This window comes from Streptomyces blattellae (assembly GCF_009709555.1).
In the GTDB taxonomy this organism is placed as follows: domain Bacteria; phylum Actinomycetota; class Actinomycetes; order Streptomycetales; family Streptomycetaceae; genus Streptomyces; species Streptomyces blattellae.
Genome location: NZ_WJBG01000112.1, coordinates 208,305 through 231,293, shown reverse-complemented (window position 1 = coordinate 231,293; position 22,989 = coordinate 208,305). Strand labels below are relative to the sequence as shown.

General features: G+C 69.5%; 20 protein-coding genes. 15 read left to right on the top strand and 5 right to left on the bottom strand.

Annotated features, from left to right (window positions below):
• Positions 1-249: 249 nt before the first annotated feature.
• Positions 250-846, bottom strand: coding sequence for an SACE_7040 family transcriptional regulator (locus tag GFH49_RS06610; RefSeq protein ID WP_155054811.1), 597 nt, complete (start codon positions 844-846; stop codon positions 250-252).
• An 87-nt stretch (positions 847-933) separates the two neighbouring features.
• Here GFH49_RS06610 and GFH49_RS06605 point away from each other — a divergent pair, with 87 nt between their 5' ends.
• From GFH49_RS06605 to GFH49_RS06570, 8 genes are all read left to right on the top strand, one after another.
• Positions 934-2,550 (top strand): carboxyl transferase domain-containing protein, encoded by a 1,617-nt coding sequence (locus tag GFH49_RS06605; protein ID WP_155054810.1) that lies wholly within the window; start codon positions 934-936, stop codon positions 2,548-2,550.
• Between the two features lie 14 nt (positions 2,551-2,564).
• Positions 2,565-4,658, top strand: a complete 2,094-nt coding sequence (locus tag GFH49_RS06600; RefSeq protein ID WP_155054809.1) for an acetyl/propionyl/methylcrotonyl-CoA carboxylase subunit alpha — start codon at positions 2,565-2,567, stop codon at positions 4,656-4,658.
• The gene (locus tag GFH49_RS06595; protein ID WP_155054808.1) at positions 4,655-5,611 is read left to right on the top strand and encodes a hydroxymethylglutaryl-CoA lyase; all 957 of its coding nucleotides are present in this window, start codon (positions 4,655-4,657) and stop codon (positions 5,609-5,611) included. The genes GFH49_RS06600 and GFH49_RS06595 overlap by 4 nt, the downstream gene beginning before the upstream one ends.
• A gap of 6 nt (positions 5,612-5,617) precedes the next feature.
• Positions 5,618-6,778 carry an acyl-CoA dehydrogenase family protein gene (locus GFH49_RS06590; protein WP_155054807.1) on the top strand — a complete coding sequence of 387 codons (1,161 nt, stop codon included), beginning with the start codon at positions 5,618-5,620 and terminating at the stop codon, positions 6,776-6,778.
• Positions 6,779-6,913: 135 nt separating this feature from the next.
• Positions 6,914-7,963, top strand: a complete 1,050-nt coding sequence (locus GFH49_RS06585; RefSeq protein ID WP_155054806.1) for an ABC transporter substrate-binding protein — start codon at positions 6,914-6,916, stop codon at positions 7,961-7,963.
• Positions 7,964-8,030: 67 nt separating this feature from the next.
• Positions 8,031-8,876 (top strand): siderophore-interacting protein, encoded by an 846-nt coding sequence (locus tag GFH49_RS06580; protein WP_155054805.1) that lies wholly within the window; start codon positions 8,031-8,033, stop codon positions 8,874-8,876.
• Positions 8,877-9,023: 147 nt separating this feature from the next.
• A complete protein-coding gene (desA, locus tag GFH49_RS06575) occupies positions 9,024-10,466 on the top strand; it encodes a lysine decarboxylase DesA (RefSeq protein WP_155054804.1) in 1,443 nt (480 codons plus the stop codon).
• Entirely contained in the window at positions 10,450-11,727 is a 1,278-nt protein-coding gene (locus tag GFH49_RS06570) for a lysine N(6)-hydroxylase/L-ornithine N(5)-oxygenase family protein (protein WP_155054803.1), read from the top strand. The genes desA and GFH49_RS06570 overlap by 17 nt, the downstream gene beginning before the upstream one ends.
• On the opposite strand, the gene GFH49_RS39925 is transcribed toward GFH49_RS06570, so the two are convergent.
• On the bottom strand, positions 11,682-12,023 hold the full coding sequence (locus GFH49_RS39925) for a zinc ribbon domain-containing protein (protein ID WP_408055884.1): 342 nt from the start codon (positions 12,021-12,023) through the stop codon (positions 11,682-11,684). The two genes, GFH49_RS06570 and GFH49_RS39925, sit on opposite strands and share 46 nt — an antisense overlap.
• Positions 12,024-12,041: 18 nt before the next feature.
• Here GFH49_RS39925 and GFH49_RS06560 point away from each other — a divergent pair, with 18 nt between their 5' ends.
• From GFH49_RS06560 to GFH49_RS06550, 3 genes are all read left to right on the top strand, one after another.
• A complete protein-coding gene (locus GFH49_RS06560; protein WP_155054802.1) occupies positions 12,042-12,587 on the top strand; it encodes a GNAT family N-acetyltransferase in 546 nt (181 codons plus the stop codon).
• A complete protein-coding gene (locus tag GFH49_RS06555; protein WP_155054801.1) occupies positions 12,584-14,353 on the top strand; it encodes an IucA/IucC family protein in 1,770 nt (589 codons plus the stop codon). The genes GFH49_RS06560 and GFH49_RS06555 overlap by 4 nt, the downstream gene beginning before the upstream one ends.
• Before the next feature lie 138 nt (positions 14,354-14,491).
• Positions 14,492-15,376, top strand: coding sequence for a DUF4429 domain-containing protein (locus tag GFH49_RS06550; protein WP_155054800.1), 885 nt, complete (start codon positions 14,492-14,494; stop codon positions 15,374-15,376).
• Between the two features lie 15 nt (positions 15,377-15,391).
• Here GFH49_RS06550 and GFH49_RS06545 read toward each other — a convergent pair whose 3' ends face one another.
• Positions 15,392-16,957 (bottom strand): purple acid phosphatase family protein, encoded by a 1,566-nt coding sequence (locus tag GFH49_RS06545; protein WP_155054799.1) that lies wholly within the window; start codon positions 16,955-16,957, stop codon positions 15,392-15,394.
• 196 nt (positions 16,958-17,153) lie between these two features.
• On the opposite strand from GFH49_RS06545, the gene GFH49_RS06540 reads away from it, so the two are divergent.
• Both GFH49_RS06540 and glmS read left to right on the top strand, forming a co-directional pair.
• The gene (locus GFH49_RS06540) at positions 17,154-17,411 is read left to right on the top strand and encodes a hypothetical protein (protein WP_155054798.1); all 258 of its coding nucleotides are present in this window, start codon (positions 17,154-17,156) and stop codon (positions 17,409-17,411) included.
• A gap of 12 nt (positions 17,412-17,423) precedes the next feature.
• On the top strand, positions 17,424-19,241 hold the full coding sequence (gene glmS / locus GFH49_RS06535) for a glutamine--fructose-6-phosphate transaminase (isomerizing) (protein ID WP_155054797.1): 1,818 nt from the start codon (positions 17,424-17,426) through the stop codon (positions 19,239-19,241).
• A 171-nt stretch (positions 19,242-19,412) separates the two neighbouring features.
• On the opposite strand, the gene GFH49_RS06530 is transcribed toward glmS, so the two are convergent.
• The gene (locus GFH49_RS06530) at positions 19,413-19,979 is read right to left on the bottom strand and encodes a GPR1/FUN34/YaaH family transporter (protein ID WP_155054796.1); all 567 of its coding nucleotides are present in this window, start codon (positions 19,977-19,979) and stop codon (positions 19,413-19,415) included.
• Between the two features lie 150 nt (positions 19,980-20,129).
• Complete coding sequence (locus GFH49_RS06525; protein WP_155054795.1) at positions 20,130-20,657, bottom strand: universal stress protein; 528 nt, start codon at positions 20,655-20,657, stop codon at positions 20,130-20,132.
• Between the two features lie 313 nt (positions 20,658-20,970).
• Between GFH49_RS06525 and GFH49_RS06520 the strand changes: the two genes are divergently transcribed.
• Positions 20,971-21,291 carry a hypothetical protein gene (locus tag GFH49_RS06520; RefSeq protein WP_155054794.1) on the top strand — a complete coding sequence of 107 codons (321 nt, stop codon included), beginning with the start codon at positions 20,971-20,973 and terminating at the stop codon, positions 21,289-21,291.
• Between the two features lie 378 nt (positions 21,292-21,669).
• Positions 21,670-22,932: a helix-turn-helix domain-containing protein gene (locus tag GFH49_RS06515; RefSeq protein WP_155054793.1), complete on the top strand. Its 1,263-nt coding sequence runs from the start codon at positions 21,670-21,672 to the stop codon at positions 22,930-22,932.
• Positions 22,933-22,989 lie beyond the last annotated feature (57 nt).

Sequence of the window (22,989 nt, the reverse complement as noted above, 5' to 3'; positions counted from 1 at the left end):
ACGGAAGAGGGGGCGCCCAGCACACGCCGGGCACCAGGCCCTCGCCGGGCGTTCAGCCCCTCGCCGGGCGCCAGGCCCGCTCCTGGCGCCACGCCCGCCCAGCGCACACCCGTCGCCACACCAGCCAGACCCGCCCAGCGCACACCCGTCGCCACACCAGCCAGACCCGCCCAGCGCACGCCCATCGTCAGGCCCGCCAGGCACACGCCGGTCTCGGGCCCGCCCGGCGCCCGGCCCGCGCCCCGCGCCTCACCCCACCCCCGCCGCCCCGAACGCCCCCCGAGCCATCCGGTGCAATAGCTCCGCCGTGGCCCCCCGCCCCGGCAGCGAGCCCGGCCTGCCCAGGTGGGGCGTCGAGTTCAGCAGGCCGAACACCGAGTGCACGGCCGAGCGGGCCGTCGGCTCGGACAACCCCGGGTACACCTCCCGCACCACCTCCACCCACAGCTCGACGTACTGCCGCTGGAGCTGGCGCACGAGCTTGCGGTCGCTGTCGCGGAGGCGGTCCAGCTCGCGGTCGTGCAGGGTGATGAGGGGGCGGTCGTCGAGGGCGAAGTCGATGTGGCCCTCGATGAGGGAGTCGAGGACGGCCGTGGCCGGCACCCCGTCGGCCTCCGCGAGGCGCCGCTTCGCGCCGGTCAGGAGCTGGCCGCTGATGCCCACGAGCAGCTCGGCGAGCATCGCGTCCTTGCCCGCGAAATGGCGGTAGAGCCCGGGGCCGCTGATGCCCACCGCGGCTCCTATCTCGTCGACTCCGACCCCGTGGAAGCCGCGCTCGGCGAAGAGCCGGGCCGCCTCCTTGAGGATCTGCTCACGGCGGGTGGGGGTGTCGGTTCTGGTGGCCATGGAGCCAATTCTAGACAGGGAGGTTAGCGGTCGTTAACCTGAAGGGAGTGCGTTAACGCTCATTAACAAGGTGAGGTGGACCGCAGGATGCAACAGGCACCGGAGCTCCACAGCGCGGCAGAGCCCGCGTCGGAGGCCTGGCGGGCCAACGAGGCGGCACAGCTGGCGCTCGTGGAGGAACTGCACGGCAAGCTGGCCGCCGCCCGGCTCGGCGGCGGTGAGAAGGCCCGCGCCCGCCACACCGCACGCGGCAAGCTGCTGCCCCGCGACCGGGTCGACACCCTGCTCGACCCCGGCTCGCCCTTCCTGGAGCTGGCCCCGCTCGCGGCCGACGGGATGTACGACGGACAGGCCCCGGCCGGCGGTGTCATCGCCGGGATCGGGCGGGTCAGCGGGCGCGAGTGCGTGATCGTCGCCAATGACGCCACCGTGAAGGGGGGGACGTACTACCCCATCACCGTGAAGAAGCATCTGCGGGCGCAGGAAGTCGCCCTTGAGAACCGGCTGCCCTGTCTCTATCTCGTCGACTCCGGCGGCGCCTTCCTGCCCATGCAGGACGAGGTCTTCCCCGACCGCGAGCACTTCGGGCGGATCTTCTTCAACCAGGCGCGGATGTCGGCGGCCGGGATTCCGCAGATCGCGGCGGTGCTCGGGTCGTGCACCGCCGGAGGCGCGTATGTGCCCGCGATGAGCGACGAGGCCGTGATCGTCCGCAATCAGGGGACGATCTTTCTCGGCGGGCCCCCGCTGGTGAAGGCCGCCACCGGTGAGGTCGTCACCGCCGAGGAGCTGGGCGGCGGCGAGGTCCACTCGCGGGTGTCCGGCGTGACCGACCACCTCGCGGAGGACGACGCGCACGCGCTGCGGATCGTCCGGAACATCGTCGCCACGCTCCCCGCGCGCGGACCGCTGCCGTGGTCCGTGGAGCCTGCCGAGGAGCCCAAGGCCGACCCTTACGGGCTGTACGGCGCCGTGCCCGCCGACCCCCGTACGCCGTACGACGTCCGCGAGATCATCGCGCGCGTCACGGACGGCTCCCGCTTCTCCGAGTTCAAGTCCGAGTTCGGGCAGACCCTGGTCACCGGCTTCGCCCGGATCCACGGCCACCCGGTCGGCATCGTCGCCAACAACGGCATCCTGTTCTCCGAGTCCGCCCAGAAGGGCGCCCACTTCATCGAGCTGTGCGACCAGCGCGGGATCCCGCTGGTGTTCCTGCAGAACATCTCGGGGTTCATGGTGGGGCGGGACTACGAGGCGGGCGGCATCGCCAAGCACGGCGCCAAGATGGTGACAGCGGTCGCCACGACCCGGGTACCGAAGCTGACCGTGGTGGTGGGCGGGTCCTACGGCGCGGGGAACTACTCCATGTGCGGCCGGGCCTACTCCCCCCGCTTCCTGTGGATGTGGCCCGGCGCCAAGATCTCCGTCATGGGCGGCGAGCAGGCCGCCTCCGTCCTCGCCACCGTCAAGCGGGACCAGCTGGAAGCCCGCGGCGAGTCCTGGCCCCAGGACGAGGAAGAGGACTTCAAGGCGCCGATCCGCGCGCAGTACGAGCGCCAGGGGAGCGCTTACTACGCCACCGCCCGCCTCTGGGACGACGGCGTCATCGACCCGCTGGAGACCCGCCAGGTGCTGGGCCTGGCGCTGACCGCGTGCGCAAACGCGCCCCTGGGCGAGCCCCAGTTCGGCGTCTTCCGGATGTGAGGGGACCTACGACCATGTTCGACACGGTGCTTGTGGCCAACCGGGGCGAGATCGCCGTCCGGGTCATCCGCACGCTGCGCACGCTGGGCGTCCGCTCGGTCGCCGTCTTCTCCGACGCGGACGCCGACGCCCGGCACGTCCGGGAGGCCGACACGGCGGTACGGATCGGACCGGCGCCGGCGACGCAGAGCTATCTGTCCGTGGAGCGCATCCTCGACGCCGCCGCCCGCAGCGGCGCCCAGGCGATCCACCCCGGGTACGGCTTCCTCGCCGAGAACACCGCCTTCGCCCGCGCGTGCGCCGCACAGGGGCTGGTCTTCATCGGGCCGCCCGCCGAGGCGATCTCCCTCATGGGCGACAAGATCCGGGCGAAGGAGACGGTCAAGGCGGCCGGGGTGCCGGTGGTGCCCGGCGGGCGCGACCCGGAACTCGCCGACGCCGCCCATGAGCTGGGCGCTCCCGTGCTGCTGAAGCCCAGCGCCGGCGGTGGCGGCAAGGGCATGCGTCTGGTGCGGGACCTGGCCGTCCTGGAGGAGGAGATCGCGGCGGCCCGGCGCGAGGCCGCGGCCTCGTTCGGCGACGACACGCTCCTGGTCGAGCGGTGGATCGACCGGCCCCGGCACATCGAGATCCAGGTCCTGGCGGACGCCCACGGGAACGTGATCCATCTCGGCGAGCGCGAGTGCTCCCTCCAGCGCCGCCATCAGAAGATCATCGAGGAGGCGCCCTCGGTCCTGCTGGACGAGGGCACGCGCGCGTCCATGGGCGAGGCGGCGGCCCAGGCGGCCCGTTCCTGCGGGTACGTCGGTGCGGGCACGGTGGAGTTCATCGTCCCGGGCGGCGACCCGTCGTCGTACTACTTCATGGAGATGAACACCCGCCTCCAGGTCGAGCACCCGGTGACGGAGCTGATCACGGGTCTGGACCTGGTGGAGTGGCAGCTGCGGGTGGCGGCCGGCGAGCCGCTGCCGTGGACGCAGGCGGACATCTCGCTCACCGGGCACGCGATCGAGGCCCGTGTCTGCGCCGAGGACCCCGCCCGCGGATTCCTGCCGTCCGGCGGCACCGTCCTCACCCTCCGCGAACCGCAGGGCGACGGAGTCCGCACCGACTCCGGGCTCAGCGAGGGCACCGAGGTCGGCAGCCTGTACGACCCGATGCTGTCCAAGGTGATCGCGTACGGCCCCGACCGCGCGACCGCCCTCAGGAAGCTCCGCTCGGCCCTCGCCGGGACCGTCACGCTGGGCGTGCAGACGAACGCGGGGTTCCTGCGGCGGCTGCTGGCCCACCCGGCGGTCGTGGCGGGCGAGTTGGACACGGGGCTGGTCGAGCGGGAGGTGGACGGCCTCGTACTCGACGAGGTACCCGCGGAGGTCTACGCGGCGGCGGCGCTGCTGCGCCAGGCGTCACTCGCCCCGGCCGGCACCACCGGCTGGGCCGACCCGTTCGCCGCCGCGGACGGATGGCGACTGGGGGGCGAGCGGGCCTGGACGGCGCACCATCTGCGGGTACCGGGCCACGAGCCGGTGACCGTGCGGGTACGCAGCACACCGGGCGGCGGGAGCGAACTGCTGCTGGACGACGCGGACAAGCCGCTTCAGGGGACCGCTGACCAGCCGCTTCAGGGGGCCACTGACCAGCCGCTTCAGGGGGCCACTGACCAGCCCCTTCAGGGATCCGCGGCCAAGCCGCTTCGGGGGACCGCGGGCCCGCTGCCCGGACCGGAAGGCCGGTTCACCTGCCGGCTCGACGGCATCGCCCACACCTTCGCCGCCCTGCCGGACGGCACCTGGCTGGGCCGCGACGGCGACGCCTGGCAGGTACGCGACCACGACCCGGTCGCCGCCTCGCTCACCGGGGCCGCGCACTCCGGTGCCGACTCGCTCACCGCGCCGATGCCCGGCACGGTCACGGTCGTGAAGGTCGCCGTCGGCGACGAGGTGAGCGCCGGTCAGAGTCTGCTGGTCGTGGAGGCGATGAAGATGGAGCACGTCATCTCCGCGCCGCACGCCGGCACGGTCGCCGAACTGGATGTGGCGCCGGGCACGACGGTCGCCATGGACCAGGTGCTGGCGGTCGTCGCACCGCACGAGGAGGCGGAAGGATGACGGTTCCAGGACTCCCCATGGTCGTACCGGCCCGGGGGCTGCCCGCACGCGTGCGGATCCACGAGGTGGGCGCGCGCGACGGGCTGCAGAACGAGAAGTCGACCGTGCCGACCGAGGTCAAGGCGGAGTTCATCCGCCGGCTGGCCGACGCGGGCCTGACGACGATCGAGGCCACCAGCTTCGTCCACCCCAAGTGGGTGCCCCAACTGGCGGACGCGGAACAGCTGTTCCCGGCCGTGAGCGGGCTGCCGGTCGCGCTCCCGGTGCTCGTGCCGAACGAACGGGGACTGGACCGGGCGCTGTCCCTCGGGGCCACCCACGTCGCCGTCTTCGCCAGCGCCACGGAGTCCTTCGCGAAGGCGAACCTCAACCGGACGGTCGACGAGTCGCTGGCCATGTTCGAGCCGGTGGTCGCGCGGGCGAAGGCCGGGCAGGTCCATGTGCGCGGCTATCTGTCGATGTGCTTCGGCGACCCGTGGGAGGGCCCGGTCCCGGTCCACCAGGTCGTGCACGTCGCCAAGGCCCTGCTGGACATGGGCTGCGACGAGCTGAGCCTGGGCGACACGATCGGCGTGGCGACCCCGGGCCATGTCCGCGAACTCCTCGCCGCACTCAATGAACAGGCCGTCCCGACCAGCGCGTTGGGCGTGCACTTCCACGACACGTACGGGCAGGCGCTCGCCAACACCTTGGCCGCGCTGCAACACGGTGTCACCACCGTCGACGCCTCGGCGGGCGGCCTCGGCGGCTGCCCGTACGCCAAGTCCGCCACCGGCAACCTCGCCACGGAAGACCTTCTCTGGCTGCTCCAGGGACTCGGCGTCGAGACCGGGGTAGACCTCGGCCGCCTCGTCGCCACCAGCGTCTGGATGGCCGGCCACCTGGGCCGGCCCAGCCCCTCCCGCACCGTCCGCGCACTCGGTGAAACACCGCAGCCCCACAAGGAGCAGTGACCTGCCATGGACCACCACCTCTCCCCCGAACTCGAAGAACTCCGCCGTACGGTCGAGCAGTTCGCTCACGATGTTGTCGCACCCAAGATCGGCGAGTTCTACGAACACCATGAATTCCCGTACGAGATCGTCCGCGAGATGGGCCGCATGGGCCTGTTCGGACTGCCGTTCCCGGAGGAGTACGGCGGTATGGGCGGCGACTATCTGGCGCTGGGCCTCGCCCTGGAGGAACTCGCCCGCGTGGACTCCTCGGTGGCCATCACCCTGGAGGCCGGTGTCTCGCTCGGCGCGATGCCGATCCATCTCTTCGGTACCGAGGAGCAGAAGCGCGAGTGGCTCCCCCGTCTTTGCACCGGCGAAATCCTCGGCGCCTTCGGCCTGACCGAGCCGGACGGCGGCAGCGACGCGGGCGCGACGCGTACGACGGCCCGGCTGGACGCCGAGACGAATGAATGGGTGATCAACGGCACGAAGTGCTTCATCACCAACTCCGGTACCGACATCACGGGGTTGGTGACGGTCACCGCGGTGACGGGCCGCAAGCCGGACGGCAAGCCTCTGATCTCCGCGATCATCGTCCCGTCGGGCACCCCGGGGTTCACGGTCGCCGCGCCCTACTCGAAGGTCGGCTGGAACGCCTCCGACACCCGTGAGCTGTCCTTCTCCGACGTCCGGGTCCCGGCGGCGAACCTGCTGGGCGAAGAGGGCCGGGGCTACGCCCAGTTCCTGCACATCCTCGACGAGGGCCGCATCGCCATCGCGGCCCTGGCGACGGGTCTGGCCCAGGGCTGCGTGGACGAGTCGGTGAAGTACGCGAAGGAACGTCACGCCTTCGGCCGCCCGATCGGCGCCAACCAGGCGATCCAGTTCAAGCTCGCGGACATGGAGATGAAGGCCCACACCTCCCGCCTGGCCTGGCGCGACGCGGCCTCCCGCCTGGTGGCCGGGGAACGCTTCAAGAAGGAGGCGGCCCTGGCCAAGCTCTACTCGTCGACGATCGCGGTGGACAACGCCCGCGACGCGACCCAGATCCACGGCGGCTACGGCTTCATGAACGAATACCCGGTGGCGCGAATGTGGCGGGACTCCAAGATCCTGGAAATCGGCGAGGGCACCAGTGAGGTCCAACGGATGCTGATTGCACGGGAGTTGGGGCTGACCGGCTGAAGCAGCTGGTCAGCGGGTTCACACTGGCTTCGAACGGGGGGGGTCGCCCACCCCTGTGACAATTGATGAGGTTAGGCTAACCTACGTTCGAAATTGTCCGGCGGGCGTCTTGCCCCGTTCGAAAGCAGTCACACCATGTCCAACGCCAGAGCCACCCACTTCACCCGCCGCGGCATACTCGCCGCCGGCGGCGCCCTCGGCCTCGGTGCAGTGCTCACCGCCTGCGGAGACGACGACGCGGAGAGCAGTGGCTCTGAGCCGACGGCGTCCGCGAAGGAGTCCGGCCCCTGGTCGTTCAAGGACGACCGCGGCGAGACCGCGAAGACCGACAAGACCCCCTCGAACATCGTCGCGTTCACCGGTGTCGCCGCCGCACTCTACGACTACGGCATCGAGGTCAAGGGTGTTTTCGGCCCGACCGAGACCACGGACGGCAAGCCCGATGTCCAGGCCGGCGACATGGACATCAGCAAGGTGACCATCCTGGGCAACACCTGGGGCGAGTTCAACGTCGAGAAGTACGCCGGACTCACCCCGGACGTCCTCATCACCACGATGTTCGACGACGCCGGCACCCTCTGGTACGTCCCTGAGGAGTCCAAGGAGAAGATCCTCGCCGTCGGCGCCCCGACCGTCGGCATCTCCGTCTACGACCGCCAGATCACCGAGCCGCTGCAGCGCATGCTGGACCTCGCCAAGTCGCTCGGCGCGGATGTGAACTCCGCGAAGATCACCGACGCCAAGAAGCGCTTCGAGGACGCCTCGGCCCGGCTGCGCGCCGCCGCCAAGGCCAAGCCCGACATCAAGGTGATGGCCGGCTCCGCCAGCGCGGAGCTGTTCTACGTCTCCGGCTCCAACCTCTCCATCGACCTGGAGTACTTCAAGGCCCTCGGCGTGAACTTCGTCGAGCCGCCGGCGAAGGCCATGGCCGAGAGCGGCGGCTGGTACGAGAGCCTCAGCTGGGAGAACGTCGACAAGTACCCCGCGGACATCATCATGATGGACGACCGTACGTCGGCGATTCAGCCCGCCGACATCACCGAGGCCACATGGAAGCAGCTGCCGGCGGTGAAGGCGGGGCAGGTCATCTCCCGCGCGCCTGAGCCGATTCTGTCGTACGACAAGTGCGTGTCGATGGTCGAGAGCCTTGCGAAGGCCATCGAGGACGCGAAGAAGGTCAGCTGACCAGCGGGACGTGAAGCGCGCCCCGGAAACAGGCGCGTTCCCCCGCCCTCTGTTACAGGAGCCCCCCATGGCCACCGTCGTCGCCGCCCAGTTCCGTTTCTTCTCCCTGCAGGTCGTACGGACCCGGCGACTCGGGCCGTCACTGGTGCGGGTCAGCTTCGCCGGAGACGATCTGCGTGACTTCCACTCCGACGGGCGCGACCAGTCGCTGTCGCTGTTCCTGCCGCACCCCGGCCAGACCGAGCCCGTCGTACCCGTCGAGCTCGGTGAGGGCTGGTGGCAGGGGTGGCGTGAACTGCCGGACGACGTACGGGCCGTGATGCGGTCGTACACGCTGCGGGAGCTGCGCAGAGATCCCGACGAGATCGACATCGACTTCGTGCTGCACGGGGTCGAGCCGGGCGCCGCGGTGCCCGCCGGGCCGGCGTCCCGGTGGGCCTCGCGGGCCTCGGCCGGGGACCGTGTGCTGCTGATCGGTCCGGCCGTCGCCGACAACCGGGCCATCCGCTTCCGGCCGCCCGCCGACACCGACCTGGTGGTGATCTGGGGCGACGAGACCGCCGTACCGGCCGTCTCCGCCATCGTCGAGTCACTGCCGGCCGGCACCCGTGCCCGGGTGTGGCTGGAGGTGCACGACGCCGGCGACATCCAGGACCTGGTGACCGAGGCGGACGCGGACATCGCGTGGCTCGTACGCGCCGAGGGGTCCCCCACGGCCCTCGACGCCGTACGGGCCGGCGGGCTCCCGCCCGCCGAGCACCCGTACGTCTGGATCGCGGGCGAGTCCGGCTGTGTGAAGGAGCTGCGCCGGCACTTCGTGGGCGAGCGCGGGATCGACCGCCGCCGGGTCACGTTCGTGGGCTACTGGCGGCAGGGACTGACCGAGGAGCAGCTGCGCGAGAGCGGCGAGTGATGAGGCGGCGACAAGAGTGATCACCGTCACGGGTGGGGTGGGGTTTCCCATGCCCCGATTCGGGAGAAGTTAGGTTAGGCTTACCTAACCGGAAGCCCACATTCCGCCTCTCCCCGCCCCGGATCATCCCCACCGGAGGACCAGAACATGCGCTCGCACCTGCTCAATGACACGACTGCGGAGCGATACCGCAGCTCCGTGACCGAAGGAATCGAGCGGGTGGCGGCCAAACTCGCCACCACCGACCGGCCGTTCACCGGCGTCACAGTCGACGCCCTCGCCCCCCGTATCGACGCGATCGACCTCGACCGGCCGCTGCACGACACCGCCGCGGTCCTCGACGAACTGGAGGACGTCTACCTCCGGGACGCGATCTACTTCCACCACCCCCGCTACCTCGCCCACCTCAACTGCCCGGTCGTCATACCGGCCGTGCTCGGCGAGGCGGTCCTCTCCGCCGTCAACTCCTCCCTGGACACCTGGGACCAGTCGGCCGGCGGCACCCTCATCGAGCGCAAGCTCATCGACTGGACCACCGCCCGTATCGGCCTCGGCCCGGCCGCCGACGGCGTGTTCACCTCCGGCGGCACCCAGTCCAACCTCCAGGCGCTGCTGCTCGCCCGTGAGGAGGCCAAGACGGACACGCTCGCCAAGCTGCGTATCTTCGCCTCCGAGGTCAGCCACTTCAGCGTGAAGAAGTCCGCGAAACTGCTCGGCCTGAGCCCCGACTCCGTCGTCTCGGTCCCCGTCGACCAGGACAAGCGCATGCAGACCCTCGCGCTCGCCCATGAGCTGGAGCGCTGCAAGAAGGCCGGCCTGGTCCCCATGGCCGTCGTCGCCACCGCCGGCACCACCGACTTCGGCTCCATCGACCCGCTGCCCGAGATCGCCGAGCTGTGCGAGCAGTACAACACCTGGATGCACGTCGACGCCGCCTACGGCTGCGGACTCCTCGCCTCGCTGAAGTACCGCGACCGTATCGACGGCATCGAGCGCGCCGACTCCGTCACCGTCGACTACCACAAGTCCTTCTTCCAGCCGGTGAGTTCGTCGGCCGTGCTGGTCCGCGACGCCGCCACGCTGCGGCACGCCACCTACCACGCGGAGTACCTCAACCCGCGCCGGATGGTGCAGGAGCGCATACCCAACCAGGTCGACAAGTCCCTGCAGACCACCCGCCGCTTCGACGCGCTCAAGCTGTGGATGACGCTGCGGACCATGGGCGCCGACGGCATCGGCCAGCTCTTCGACGAGGTCTGCGACCTGGCCGCCGAGGGCTGGCAGCTGCTGGCGGCCGACCCGCGCTTCGACGTGGTCGTGCAGCCCACGCTCTCCACCCTCGTCTTCCGCTACATCCCGGCCGCCGTCACCGACCCCGCCGAGATCGACCGGGCCAACCTGTACGCCCGCAAGGCCCTGTTCGCCTCCGGTGACGCGGTGGTCGCGGGCACCAAGGTCGACGGCCGCCACTACCTGAAGTTCACCCTGCTCAACCCCGAGACCACGGCGGCCGACATGGCCGCCGTCCTCGATCTGATCGCCGGCCACGCCGAGCAGTACCTGGGAGAGACCGTTGTCCGCGCATCCTGAAGCCCCTGAGAACGACCTCGACTTCATCGGGATAGGCCTCGGCCCCTTCAACCTCGGCCTGGCCTGTCTGACCGAGCCCATCGACGAACTCGACGGCGTCTTCCTGGAGTCGAAGCCCGACTTCGAGTGGCACGCGGGCATGTTCCTGGACGGCGCCCACCTCCAGACCCCGTTCATGTCGGACCTGGTCACCCTCGCCGACCCGACGTCGCCGTACTCCTTCCTCAACTACCTCAAAGAGCGGGGGCGGTTGTACTCGTTCTACATCCGCGAGAACTTCTACCCCCTGCGCGTCGAGTACGACGACTACTGCCGCTGGGCCGCGAACAAAGTCAGCAGCGTCCGCTTCAGCACCACGGTGACGGAAGTGACGTACGAGGATGAGCGGTACGTCGTGAAGGCGGGGGCCGGAGAGACGTTCCGCGCCCGCCACCTGGTCCTCGGCACGGGTACCTCGCCGTACTACCCGGAGGCGGTGCGCGGTCTGGGCGGCGACTTCTTCCACAACTCCCGCTATGTGCAGAACAAGGCGGAGCTGCAGAAGAAGGAGTCGATCACCCTCGTCGGCTCGGGCCAGTCCGCCGCGGAGATCTACTACGACCTCCTCAGCGAGATCGACGTCCACGGCTACCGGCTGAACTGGGTGACCCGCTCCCCGCGCTTCTTCCCGCTGGAGTACACCAAGCTCACGCTGGAGATGACGTCGCCGGAGTACATCGACTACTACCGCGAGCTTCCCGAGGCCACCCGCTACCGCCTCACGGACCAGCAGAAGAGCCTGTTCAAGGGCATCGACGGCGACCTGATCAACGAGATCTTCGACCTGCTGTACCAGAAGAACCTCGGCGGCCCGGTGCCCACGCGCCTGCTCACCAACTCCTCGCTGAACGGCGCGCGGTACGAGAACGGCACGTACACCCTCTCCTTCCGCCAGGAGGAGCAGGAGAAGGACTACGAGATCGAGTCCCAGGGCCTGGTCCTGGCCACCGGCTACCGGTACACCGAGCCGGAGTTCCTGGAGCCCGTGCGCGACCGGCTGGTCCGCGACGCCCACGGCAACTTCGACGTCGCCCGCAACTACTCGATCGACACGACCGGCCGGGGCGTCTTCCTGCAGAACGCCGGCGTCCACACCCACAGCATCACCAGCCCCGACCTGGGCATGGGCGCGTACCGCAACAGCTACATCATCCGCGAACTGCTCGGCAGCGAGTACTACCCGGTCGAGAAGACCATCGCGTTCCAGGAGTTCGCCGTGTGACATCTTCCCGCCCCTCTGGGGGCGGGAGCCCTCACGGCTCGCGCCATGAGATTTCCCGCTTCATCGCCCGCTGCCCTTCCGGAGGATTTCCGTTGCGGACTTACGCGACCTCCACAGGCCGACACCGCCTGCCCGGCGGCCACGATGTTCTGTGCGGCATTGTGGTCCCGGTCATGCTGGGTGCCGCAGCCCTCGCATGTCCAAGTCCGGACTCCAAGAGGCAGCGGGCCACGCGTGGAACTCACGCCGAAAGAGATCGGCAGATCAGAGTCACTCGCCCTCGACGTCCGAACCATGCGCTCAAGGAGTCACCCATGACCACCGCCCCACAGGTGGGCACCTTCACCTTCCGCCCGCTCGACCCGCTGAAGGACTCCGAGCTGCTGCACACCTGGGTCACCCACCCCAAGGCGGCCTACTGGATGATGCAGGACGCCAGGCTGGAGGACGTCGAACGCGCCTACATGGAGGTCGCGGCCGACGAGCACCACCACGCCCTGCTCGGGCTGCGGGACGGCGAACCCGCCTTCCTCATGGAGTACTACGACCCCGCCCACCGTGAACTGGTCGGCCTGTACCAGCCGCAGCCCGGCGACGTCGGCATGCACTTCCTGGTGCCGGCCACCGACAGGCCCGTGCACGGCTTCACCAAGGCCGTCATCACCGCCGTCATGGCCCGCCTCTTCGAGGACCCGCGCACCGCCCGCGTCGTCGTCGAGCCGGACATCACCAACAAGGCCGTCCACGCCCTGAACGAAGCCGTCGGGTTCATACCCGAACGGGAGATACAGAAGCCGGAGAAGAAGGCATTGCTGAGTTTCTGCCTCCGTGAGCACTTCGAGAAGGCGGTGCACGCATGAGCCTCGCCGACGCCACGGCCCACCTCTCCCCCGAGCACTGGGAGCGGGCCAACCGCCTCCTCATCCGCAAGGCGCTCGCCGAGTTCGCGCACGAGCGGCTGATCACCCCCGAGAAGGACGGTGACCAGTACGTCGTACGCAGCGACGACGGACTGACCCGGTACACCTTCACGGCGGTGGTCCGCGCCCTCGACCACTGGCAGGTGGACGCCGACTCCGTCTCCCGCCGCCGCGACGGCAGCGAACTCCCGCTCGCCGCCCTGGACTTCTTCATCGAGCTGAAGACATCCCTGGGCCTGAGCGACGAGGTCCTGCCGGTCTACCTGGAGGAGATCTCCTCCACCCTCTCCGGCACCTGCTACAAGCTCGCCAAGCCGCGGACGACCGCCGCCGAGCTGGCGAAAAGCGGCTTCCAGGCCATCGAGACCGGCATGACCGAGGGCCACCCCTGCTTCGTCGCCAACAACGGCCGGCTCGGCTTCGGCATCCACGAGTACCTGTCGTACGCTCCCGAGACCGCGAGCCCGGTCCGCCTGGTCTGGCTCGCGGCACACCGCTCACGGGCCGCGTTCACGGCCGGCGTCGGCATCGAGTACGAGTCCTTCGTACGGCAGGAGCTGGGCGAGGAGACCGTCGAGCGCTTCTACGGCGTCCTGCGCGAGGCGCACCTGGACCCCGCCGACTATCTCCTCATCCCCGTCCACCCCTGGCAGTGGTGGAACAAGCTGACGGTGACCTTCGCCGCCGAGGTGGCGCAAAAGCACCTGGTCTGCCTCGGCGAAGGGGACGACGAGTACCTGGCCCAGCAATCCATCCGGACGTTCTTCAACAGCTCCGCCCCCAAGAAGCACTACGTCAAGACAGCGCTCTCGGTCCTCAACATGGGCTTCATGCGCGGACTCTCGGCCGCCTACATGGAGGCCACCCCGGCGATCAACGACTGGCTCGCCCAGCTCATCGACAACGACCCGGTGCTCAAGTCGACCGGCCTGTCGATCATCCGCGAGCGCGCCGCCGTCGGCTACCGGCACCTGGAGTACGAGAAGGCGACGGACCGCTACTCGCCGTACCGGAAAATGCTCGCGGCGCTGTGGCGCGAGAGCCCGGTCGCGTCCCTCCAGGACGGCGAGTCGCCGGCCACCATGGCCGCCCTCGTCCACGTCGACCACGAGGGCGCGTCCTTCGCGGGCGCACTGATCGAACAGTCGGGCCTGACGCCGACGGACTGGCTGCGCCACTATCTGCGGGCGTACTTCACCCCCCTCCTGCACAGCTTCTACGCCTACGACCTGGTCTTCATGCCGCACGGCGAGAACGTCATCCTCGTCCTGAAGGACGGCGTCGTGCAGCGCGCGATCTACAAGGACATCGCCGAGGAGATCGCCGTCATGGACCCGGAGGCGGTCCTGCCGCCGACGGTCGAGCGACTGCGGGTGGAGGTCCCGGAGGAGAAGAAGCTCCTCTCCATCTTCACGGACGTCTTCGACTGCTTCTTCCGCTTCCTCGCCGCGAACCTCGCGGCCGAGGGAATCCTTCAGGAAGACGACTTCTGGCGCACGGTCGCCGAAGTCACCCGCGACTACCAGCACTCGGTGCCCGAACTCGCCGAGAAGTTCAAGCAGTACGACATGTTCGCCCCCGAGTTCTCCCTGTCCTGCCTCAACCGCCTGCAACTGCGCAACAACCAGCAGATGGTCGACCTGGCGGACCCGGCAGGCGCACTCCAGCTGATCGGCACCCTGAAGAACCCGATCGCGGGGCTGTAGCGGCCCTTCCCGGACAGGCGGGCGCCCCGGAGTACGGTCCTCCGGGGCGCCCGTCGGCACAGGTGACGACTCTTTCTCGTCCTTCTCGCAGAGGCGGTGAAACAACCCTTCTCATGGCGGGGTGAAACAATCTCTGTCATGGCGGAAATCATCCAGAAGGACGGCACCTGGGCCTTCGACGGCGACGCCTTGCGGCTGACCCCCGGCCGGGACAAGAACGTCAGCCTGCTCCGCAAGCAGCTAGGTGAACTCGTCGTCCCTCTGGCGGCGTTGGCGGGCATCTCCTTCGAGCAGGGCAAGCGGAGCGGACGGCTCAGGCTGCGGCTGCGCGACGGTGCCGACCCGCTGCTGCAGGCCACCGGCGGACGGCTCGCCGAACCCCACGACCCCTATCAGCTGACCGTCGAATCCGACCGCTACGGCGTCGCCGAGTACGTCACGGACGAGGTCCGCAGCGCCCTGCTCCTGGACGAGGTGCCGTCCGACCCCGTCTCCGGCTATCTCCTGCCCGGCCCGGCGGTCCCGCTGTCGGTCTCCGCGGGCGACGGCACCGCGAGCTTCGACGGCGAGCGCATCCACCTGGAGTGGAACTGGAAGACCGAGGACGCCAAGGCCGCCGCCGGCACCCGCACCATCGCCATGTCCGACCTGCACGCCGTCGAATGGCACCCGGCGGTCGGCCTGGAGAACGGCTATCTCCGCTTCACCGTGAAGAACGCCCCCACCAAGGCCCCGCCCAAGTACGACCCCAACTCCGTCGAACTGTGGGGGTTCAAGAAGGACCCGCTGATGGCCCTGGTCGCGGCGGCGGTCCAGGCCAGACTTCCGCATCCGGCCCGGGCCACCGCCCTCGACGTACCCGACGCACGACCGGAAGCGCCCTCTCCTCCGGTCTCCTCCGCCGAGGACGACCACGACGCCCTCCTGCGCCGGCTGCGCGAACTCGGCGAGCTGCACCGGTCGGGCGTGCTGACGGACGAGGAGTTCACCGTGGCCAAGCAGGCGATCCTCAAGCGGATGTGAGGGGCTGCTTCGCGTCTACTTCGCCCTGCGCGCCACCGTGAAGTGGTCGATGCGGTCACCCGTCTCGGCGATGCCCGACACCTTCAGCCTGGCGTACCGGCCCCGCGCCGCGGGCTCGACGTCCACGCGCAGGAAGGAGTAGTCGAGATAGCGCACCCGGGACCAGGCGACGGTCTCATCGACCTTGCCGTCCTCGGTGTTGACGAAGGAGGCCACGGAGTCGACCTCGTGGGGGTGGCCCTCGTAGGAGTCCGGCGCGCTGAACGCGTACAGGCTGCGGCCCGCCGCGCCGGCCGTCACATAGACCACCCCCTCGGTCTCGGGGTACGCGGTCTCGCCGATCGGCAGCTTCTTGGCGACCTTGTCGCCCTTGATGACGTCGGTGCGCTCGTACTGGTGGTTGTGGCCGTTGATGACCAGGTCCACCGTGTACTTCTCGAACAGCGGCACCCACTCCTGGCGCACGCCCCCCTCCGACGCGTGCGAGGTGGACGTGCAGTAGGCGCAGTGGTGGAAGAACACGACGATGAAGTCGATGTCGGGCGCGGCCCGGTACTTCTTCAGCTGCGCCTCGAACCACGTGCTCTGGGTGCCGCCGGAGATGCCGAGGTTGGCGGGGATCTCGTACGACACGTCGTTCGGGTCGAGCGAGATGATCGCGGTGTTGCCGTAGACGAAGGAGTACACGCCGGGCAGGTTCGCCTGGTCCGGCCCGTTGCCGGGGAGCGTGAAGCGGGCCTCCTCGCCGCCGTAGCCGTTGGGCGAGTACCAGGCCTCCATGTCGTGGTTGCCGTAACTCACCATCCACGGCACGGACTTGGCGACCGACTCGGTCTGGGCGAGGAACTGGTCCCACACCCGCGAGTCGAAGCCGGTGTCGGCGGTCCTGCCCGCGCCGGCCGGGTCGGCGTAGGCGATGTCGCCGGCGTGCAGATGGAAGACCGGGTCCTGGCCGAGGATCAGGCTGTCGTTGGCGAGGCCGTGGTAGCTGACGCCCTGGTCGCCGAAGGCGGTGAAGGTGAACGGCTTCTTGTGGCCGGGTGCGGTGGTGAAGGTGCCCAGGGTGCCGGTCAGATGCGGTTCGGCCGGGTCGAAGCCGTCGTGGCCGACGCCGTAGTAGTACGTCATGCCGGGGCGCAGGTGGGTGAGCTTGGCGTGCAGGTAGTACTGGGTGTGGTCGGCGCTGACACCGACTCCGGCCGGGGTGTGGAGGGTGCGCACCTCGGCGTCGATCTTGCGGGAGAGGTCCCAGGGGCGGGCGCCGATCCGGATGAACGGCTTCCTGACCGCGACCGGCACCTGCCAGGAGACGGTCATCTCGGTGCGCGCGTCGTTGCCGTAGGCGAGGTGGCGCCCGAAGGGGGCGACGAGCGCCCCGTCGACGGTCTCGCTGCTCGTGCGCTGCGCCGGCACCGCGGCCTGGGCGGTGGCGGTGGCACCCCGTACGAACGCGCCACCCGCGACGGCGCCGAGCGTGACGGCGCCGCCTCTGATCATCGTGCGCCGCGAGAACCTGGCGCGCAGGTACTCATGCTGCTCGGCCATGCTCATGCGCTCGGCCAACTGCTCGGGTACTCCCATGCGAGGAATGTCCATGACGACTGAAACTCGTCCCCTTGGGCAACGGGCCGAGTGCTCCCGGATGGACAGCGCACGAACAGGTGCTCATGACAGTTTCATCGTTCCCCAAAGAGCTTCAACAGGTCACTGCCAGGCCGTTGCCCGATATCGGGCAGGATTCTTGCGAAAGTGCCGCCGATACCCCAGGATCTACCGGGTGCACGACGAACTCGTTGATCATCTGACGCGCTCCACGCCCCTCAACCGAGGCGAGGCGCTGCGCGTGATCCAGGACGTGCTCGCCTACTTCGACGAGACGACCGAGGACTACGTCCGTCGCCGCCACCGTGAGCTGCAGGCCCGGGGCCTGGTGAACTCGGAGATCTTCAACCGGATCGAGGCGGACCTCACATACAGGGCGGTAGCACCGCCGGAACTGACACTCCGGCAGCTGCGCCGCATCGTCTACGGCTAGGAATACCTCTACATGTGTGGAATTGTCGGATACATCGGCAAGCGTGATGTCGCCCCCCTGCTCCTGGAGGGCCTCCAGCGTCTGGAGTACCGGGGCTACGACTCCGCCGGCATCGTCGTGACCACCCCCAAGTCCGCCGGCCTGAAGACGGTCAAGGCCAAGGGCCGGGTCCGCGACCTGGAAGCCAAGGTGCCGGCCCGCTTCAAGGGCACCACCGGCATCGCCCACACCCGCTGGGCCACCCACGGCGCCCCCTCCGACGTGAACGCCCACCCGCACCTCGACGCCGAGGGCAAGGTCGCCGTCGTCCACAACGGCATCATCGACAACGCCTCCGACCTGCGCCGCAAGCTGGAGGCCGACGGCGTCGAGTTCCTCTCCGAGACCGACACCGAGGTCCTCGTCCACCTGATCGCCCGCGCACAGGCGGACAAGCTGGAGGACAAGGTCCGCGACACCCTGCGGGTCATCGAGGGCACCTACGGCATCGCCGTCCTGCACGCCGACTTCCCCGACCGCATCGTCGTCGCCCGCAACGGCTCCCCGGTCGTCCTCGGCATCGGCGAGAAGGAGATGTTCGTGGCGTCGGACATCGCCGCCCTGGTCGCCCACACGCGGCAGATAGTGACGCTGGACGACGGCGAGATGGCCACCCTCAAGGCCGACGACTTCCGCACGTACACGACGGAGGGCACCCGCACCACGGCCGAGCCCACCACCGTCGAGTGGGAGGCCGCCTCCTACGACATGGGCGGCCACGACACCTACATGCACAAGGAGATCCACGAGCAGGCCGACGCCGTGGACCGCGTCCTGCGCGGCCGCATCGACGACCGCTTCTCCACCGTGCACCTCGGCGGCCTGAACCTGGACGCCCGCGAGGCCCGCCAGATCCGCCGCGTGAAGATCCTCGGCTGCGGCACCTCGTACCACGCGGGCATGATCGGCGCCCAGATGATCGAGGAGCTGGCCCGCATCCCCGCGGACGCCGAGCCCGCCTCCGAGTTCCGCTACCGCAACGCGGTCGTCGACCCCGACACCCTGTACGTCGCGGTCTCCCAGTCCGGTGAGACGTACGACGTCCTGGCCGCCGTCCAGGAGCTGAAGCGCAAGGGCGCGAGGGTGCTGGGCGTGGTGAACGTCGTCGGCTCGGCGATCGCCCGCGAGGCGGACGGCGGCATCTATGTGCACGCGGGCCCGGAGGTCTGCGTGGTCTCGACGAAGTGCTTCACGAACACGACGGTGGCGTTCGCCCTCCTCGCGCTCCACCTCGGCCGCACCCGCGACCTCTCGGTCCGCGACGGCAAGCGCATCATCGAGGGCCTGCGCAAGCTCCCCGCCCAGATCGCCGAGATCATGGAGCAGGAGGGCGAGATCGAGAAGCTGGCCCGGCAGTACGCCGAGGCCCGCTCGATGCTCTTCATCGGCCGTGTCCGCGGCTACCCGGTCGCCCGCGAGGCCTCGCTGAAGCTCAAGGAGGTCTCCTACATCCACGCGGAGGCCTACCCCGCCTCGGAGTTGAAGCACGGCCCGCTCGCCCTGATCGAGCCCGCCCTCCCCACGGTCGCCATCGTCCCCGACGACGACCTCCTGGAGAAGAACCGCGCCGCCCTGGAGGAGATCAAGGCCCGCAGCGGCAAGATCCTCGCGGTGGCCCACCAGCACCAGGAGAAGGCCGACCAGACGATCACGGTCCCGAAGAACGAGGACGAACTGGACCCGATCCTGATGGGCATCCCCCTCCAACTCCTGGCCTACCACACGGCATTGGCCCTCGGCAGGGACATCGACAAGCCCAGGAACCTCGCAAAGTCGGTGACGGTCGAGTAGAAATCCCCCCACCCACCGAGGCGACAATTGAGAGACCCTCGCGGCGAGCAACCACGTCCGCGAGAGCGGCGCCGGTTCAGGCGCAAGAACGAGAACGGCCCCCCACGTGCTGCCACCATGCACCGGGGGGCCGCCCATGAGCCGGGGGCCGCCCACCCCCAGCCTGCGCAGCTAGCCGTGGGCCGTCACGCCCCGGCCGGCAGCACGTCGCGGAAGGGCAGTCGGCCAGTGAGCCAGCGCTGCCGTAGCGGCATACCAGGCCACCGCCCCCGCCGCGACGGCGAACCAGCCACCCACCTTGGCAAGCCCGTCACTGTCACCGAAATTGGCGATAGCCATGAGCACCAGGGCGACGAAGAACAACCCGTACATCCCCTGACCGAGCTGATCGCCACCGGCGAGGGCAAGGGTCAGCGCCACCAGGGCGAACAGCAGCAGGAACAACCCCGCGGCGTTGGCGGAGACCTGGGCGTCGGCGGAGACGGCCCAGGTGAACCAGAGCGCACCGAGCGCCGAGAACGCCGTACCACCGACGGAGTCCCGGTCCCGGAAGGCCATCAGGCCGGCTACGAAAAGGGCGATGCCGCCCACGTACTGGGCGATTGATACGGCGTCAGCAGCCGTCACGCCGTCGATCACATCGGTGTACCCCAGCCCGAAGGCCAACAGGGTGATGCCCAGGGCGAGTCGGCCGACCACGGTAGTGATTCCGCTTCCCGCAGAGACGTCGTTGTCCACGGCGGGCTCCCTTCATGCATGTGCAGTTGCGCGGTGACCGGTATATGCCCTTCACAAGGGCACAAACACCTCTACGCACGAGTAGTTTTACGCTCCGCGCAAAGGGGTCCGGCCGCGCGAACTCCACATCCCACCTGGGAAAACCGCGAGTTACGGAATGACGACGACAGGCCGCTTGGCGCGCTTGGCGAGCCGCCCGGCGACGGACCCGAAGATCCGTCCGACGATGCCCTGCGTGGACCCGACGACGATCGCGTCCGCCTCGTACTCCTGCCCGACCTCTTCGAGTTCATGGCAGATGTCGCCGCCGCGCTCGACGAGGATCCAGGGAACTTCGGCGAGATAGTCCGCGCAGGCGAGTTCCAGGCCGAGTACCTCGGTGCGATGGTCCGGGACGTCGACGAAGACGGGCGGCTCGCAGCCGGCCCACACGGTGGTGGGCAGCCGGTTGGCCACATGGACGATGATCAGGGCGGACCCGGAGCGATGGGCCATGCCGATGGCGTACGCGAGGGCGCGTTCACTCGATGTGGAGCCGTCGAAGCCGACGACGACGCCGTGCTTGAAAGCGGGATCGCAGGAATGGCGTGGCTCTTCGGCCGCCAGGGGCTCGGCCGCCGTATGGTCGGCGACCGGCCGCTTGCGGTCCGCGGGTTCGAAGAATTCGTGACCGGCCATGGCTGTCTCGGCGTTGTGATCCTTTTGGGAGGGACGACAGTGTGCAACGGAGCTGTGTCCGGGAATCATCTTCCCACCCCATACCCCAAGGGTACGGCGGCACGCCTCCTTAGCCCAGGTCCCGCGCGACCTCCGCGGGGGTTTCAGGGAGCATGCACGAGGCCACGCCCGTTACGCAATGGTTGCTGCGCCGTACAGGCGGTTTGCACGCCATTCACTTACCGGGCCCGCGCAAGGCCGAAGCAGCACGTACAGTGACCGACACCTCGAACACGCGTTGAACCCGGCGACCGACCGACACCGGGAGCACGCAATGTCCGGCCCACGTTCCACCCCCGAGTCCCCCCACTCCCAGGACACCGCCACCGACGTGGTCCGCTGGGCGGCCTTCAGCTGTGTACTCGTCCCCGTCGTCCTCCTCGTGTACGGCACCTCCCTCGCCGGCGCGACCGGCACGGCGCTCGGCCTGGCGGCCGTCACCGCCGTCTGCCGGATTCTGCTGCGCCAGTCCGAGCGCGGCGCCGCCCGGCCGCTCACCGACGAACCGGCACCGCACCGGGGCCGCCACCACAGGAGCGGCACGGGTGCCCACAGGGGCGGACGTCACACTGGGGGAAACTCACCGGTCGACTGACCTGTTTCCATACCCCCAACCGCTTCTTTTCAGCCAACTTCTGACCACCGCGCATCCCCGGTCCGAAGCACCCCCCACACCCCGTTCCACCTGCACCGAAAGGGCCGCAGAGGGCGTGCGCACCCTACAGGGATTGGCCACTGCGACAAGGCGCACTTCCCTGCGCGGCCTGCGAGTGCAACGCTTCGTGATCGAATGCTTTACGCCAAGTTGCCAAGTCGACAATGTGCCGGGTGCTGAACTGGTCACCCGGGCACCACGGGACGCAGTAGATTCGATCTTGACTGTCTTACGGCGGGGGACTCGTGCAGGACCGAGGGGAAACGTGCAGGAGCGACACAACCGAGGAGCCGCGACCACCGAGGGGGGCTTAGCAGTATGAGCCACGACTCCACTGCCGCGCCGGAAGCCGCGGCCCGGAAACTTTCCGGGCGACGCCGCAAGGAGATCGTCGCGGTGCTGCTGTTCAGCGGCGGTCCCATCTTCGAGAGTTCCATACCGCTGTCGGTGTTCGGAATCGACCGCCAGGACGCCGGCGTGCCGCGCTACCGACTGCTGGTGTGCGGTGGCGAAGAAGGACCGCTGCGGACCACGGGGGGCCTGGAGCTCACCGCGCCGCATGGCCTGGAAGCGATCTCGCGGGCGGGCACGGTCGTCGTGCCCGCCTGGCGCTCGATCACTTCCCCGCCACCGGAGGAGGCGCTCGACGCACTCCGCCGGGCACACGAGGAGGGCGCCCGCATCGTCGGGCTGTGCACAGGCGCGTTCGTTCTCGCGGCGGCGGGCCTGCTGGACGGCCGCCCCGCGACAACACACTGGATGTACGCGCCGACGCTGGCCAAGCGCTATCCGTCGGTGCACGTCGACCCACGGGAACTGTTCGTGGACGACGGCGACGTACTGACCTCCGCGGGCACCGCGGCCGGAATCGACCTGTGCCTGCACATCGTGCGGACGGACCACGGCAACGAGGCGGCGGGCGCGCTCGCCCGGCGCCTGGTGGTCCCGCCGCGCCGGAGCGGCGGCCAGGAGCGCTACCTCGATCGATCTTTACCAGAGGAGATCGGCGCCGACCCGCTCGCCGAGGTCGTCGCCTGGGCACTGGAGCATCTCCACGAGCAGTTCGACGTGGAGACGCTCGCCGCGCGCGCGTACATGAGCCGTCGTACGTTCGACCGCCGGTTCCGCTCCCTGACGGGTTCGGCCCCGCTCCAGTGGCTGATCACCCAGCGGGTCCTCCAGGCACAGCGCCTGCTGGAGACGTCGGACTACTCGGTGGACGAGGTCGCGGGCCGCTGCGGCTTCCGTTCCCCGGTGGCGCTGCGCGGGCACTTCCGCCGCCAGCTCGGCTCGTCGCCGGCGGCGTACCGGGCCGCGTACCGGGCGCGCAGGCCGCAGGGCGAGAAGCAGGCGGACGCCGACGGAGCGCCGGCCGGGACCGGCTCACCGGGCTCCCCGAGCCCGGCACCCGCCCTCCATCCGGAGGCCCCCGGCCCGGTGCCGATGCAGGCCCGCCGTACCCCGGCGGCGAGCGCGGTCGGACCGACGCCGTCCCTGGCGGCGACCGCCTCCGGCGAACACGTCCGCGAGGCGTACGCGAACAGCCGAGCGACGTTGCCGGGACAGCGCAGCGGATCGTGAGCGTGCGGATGGTGAGCGTGCGGTGAGGGGCGGGGCGCCTGCGGCGGGGACACCCGC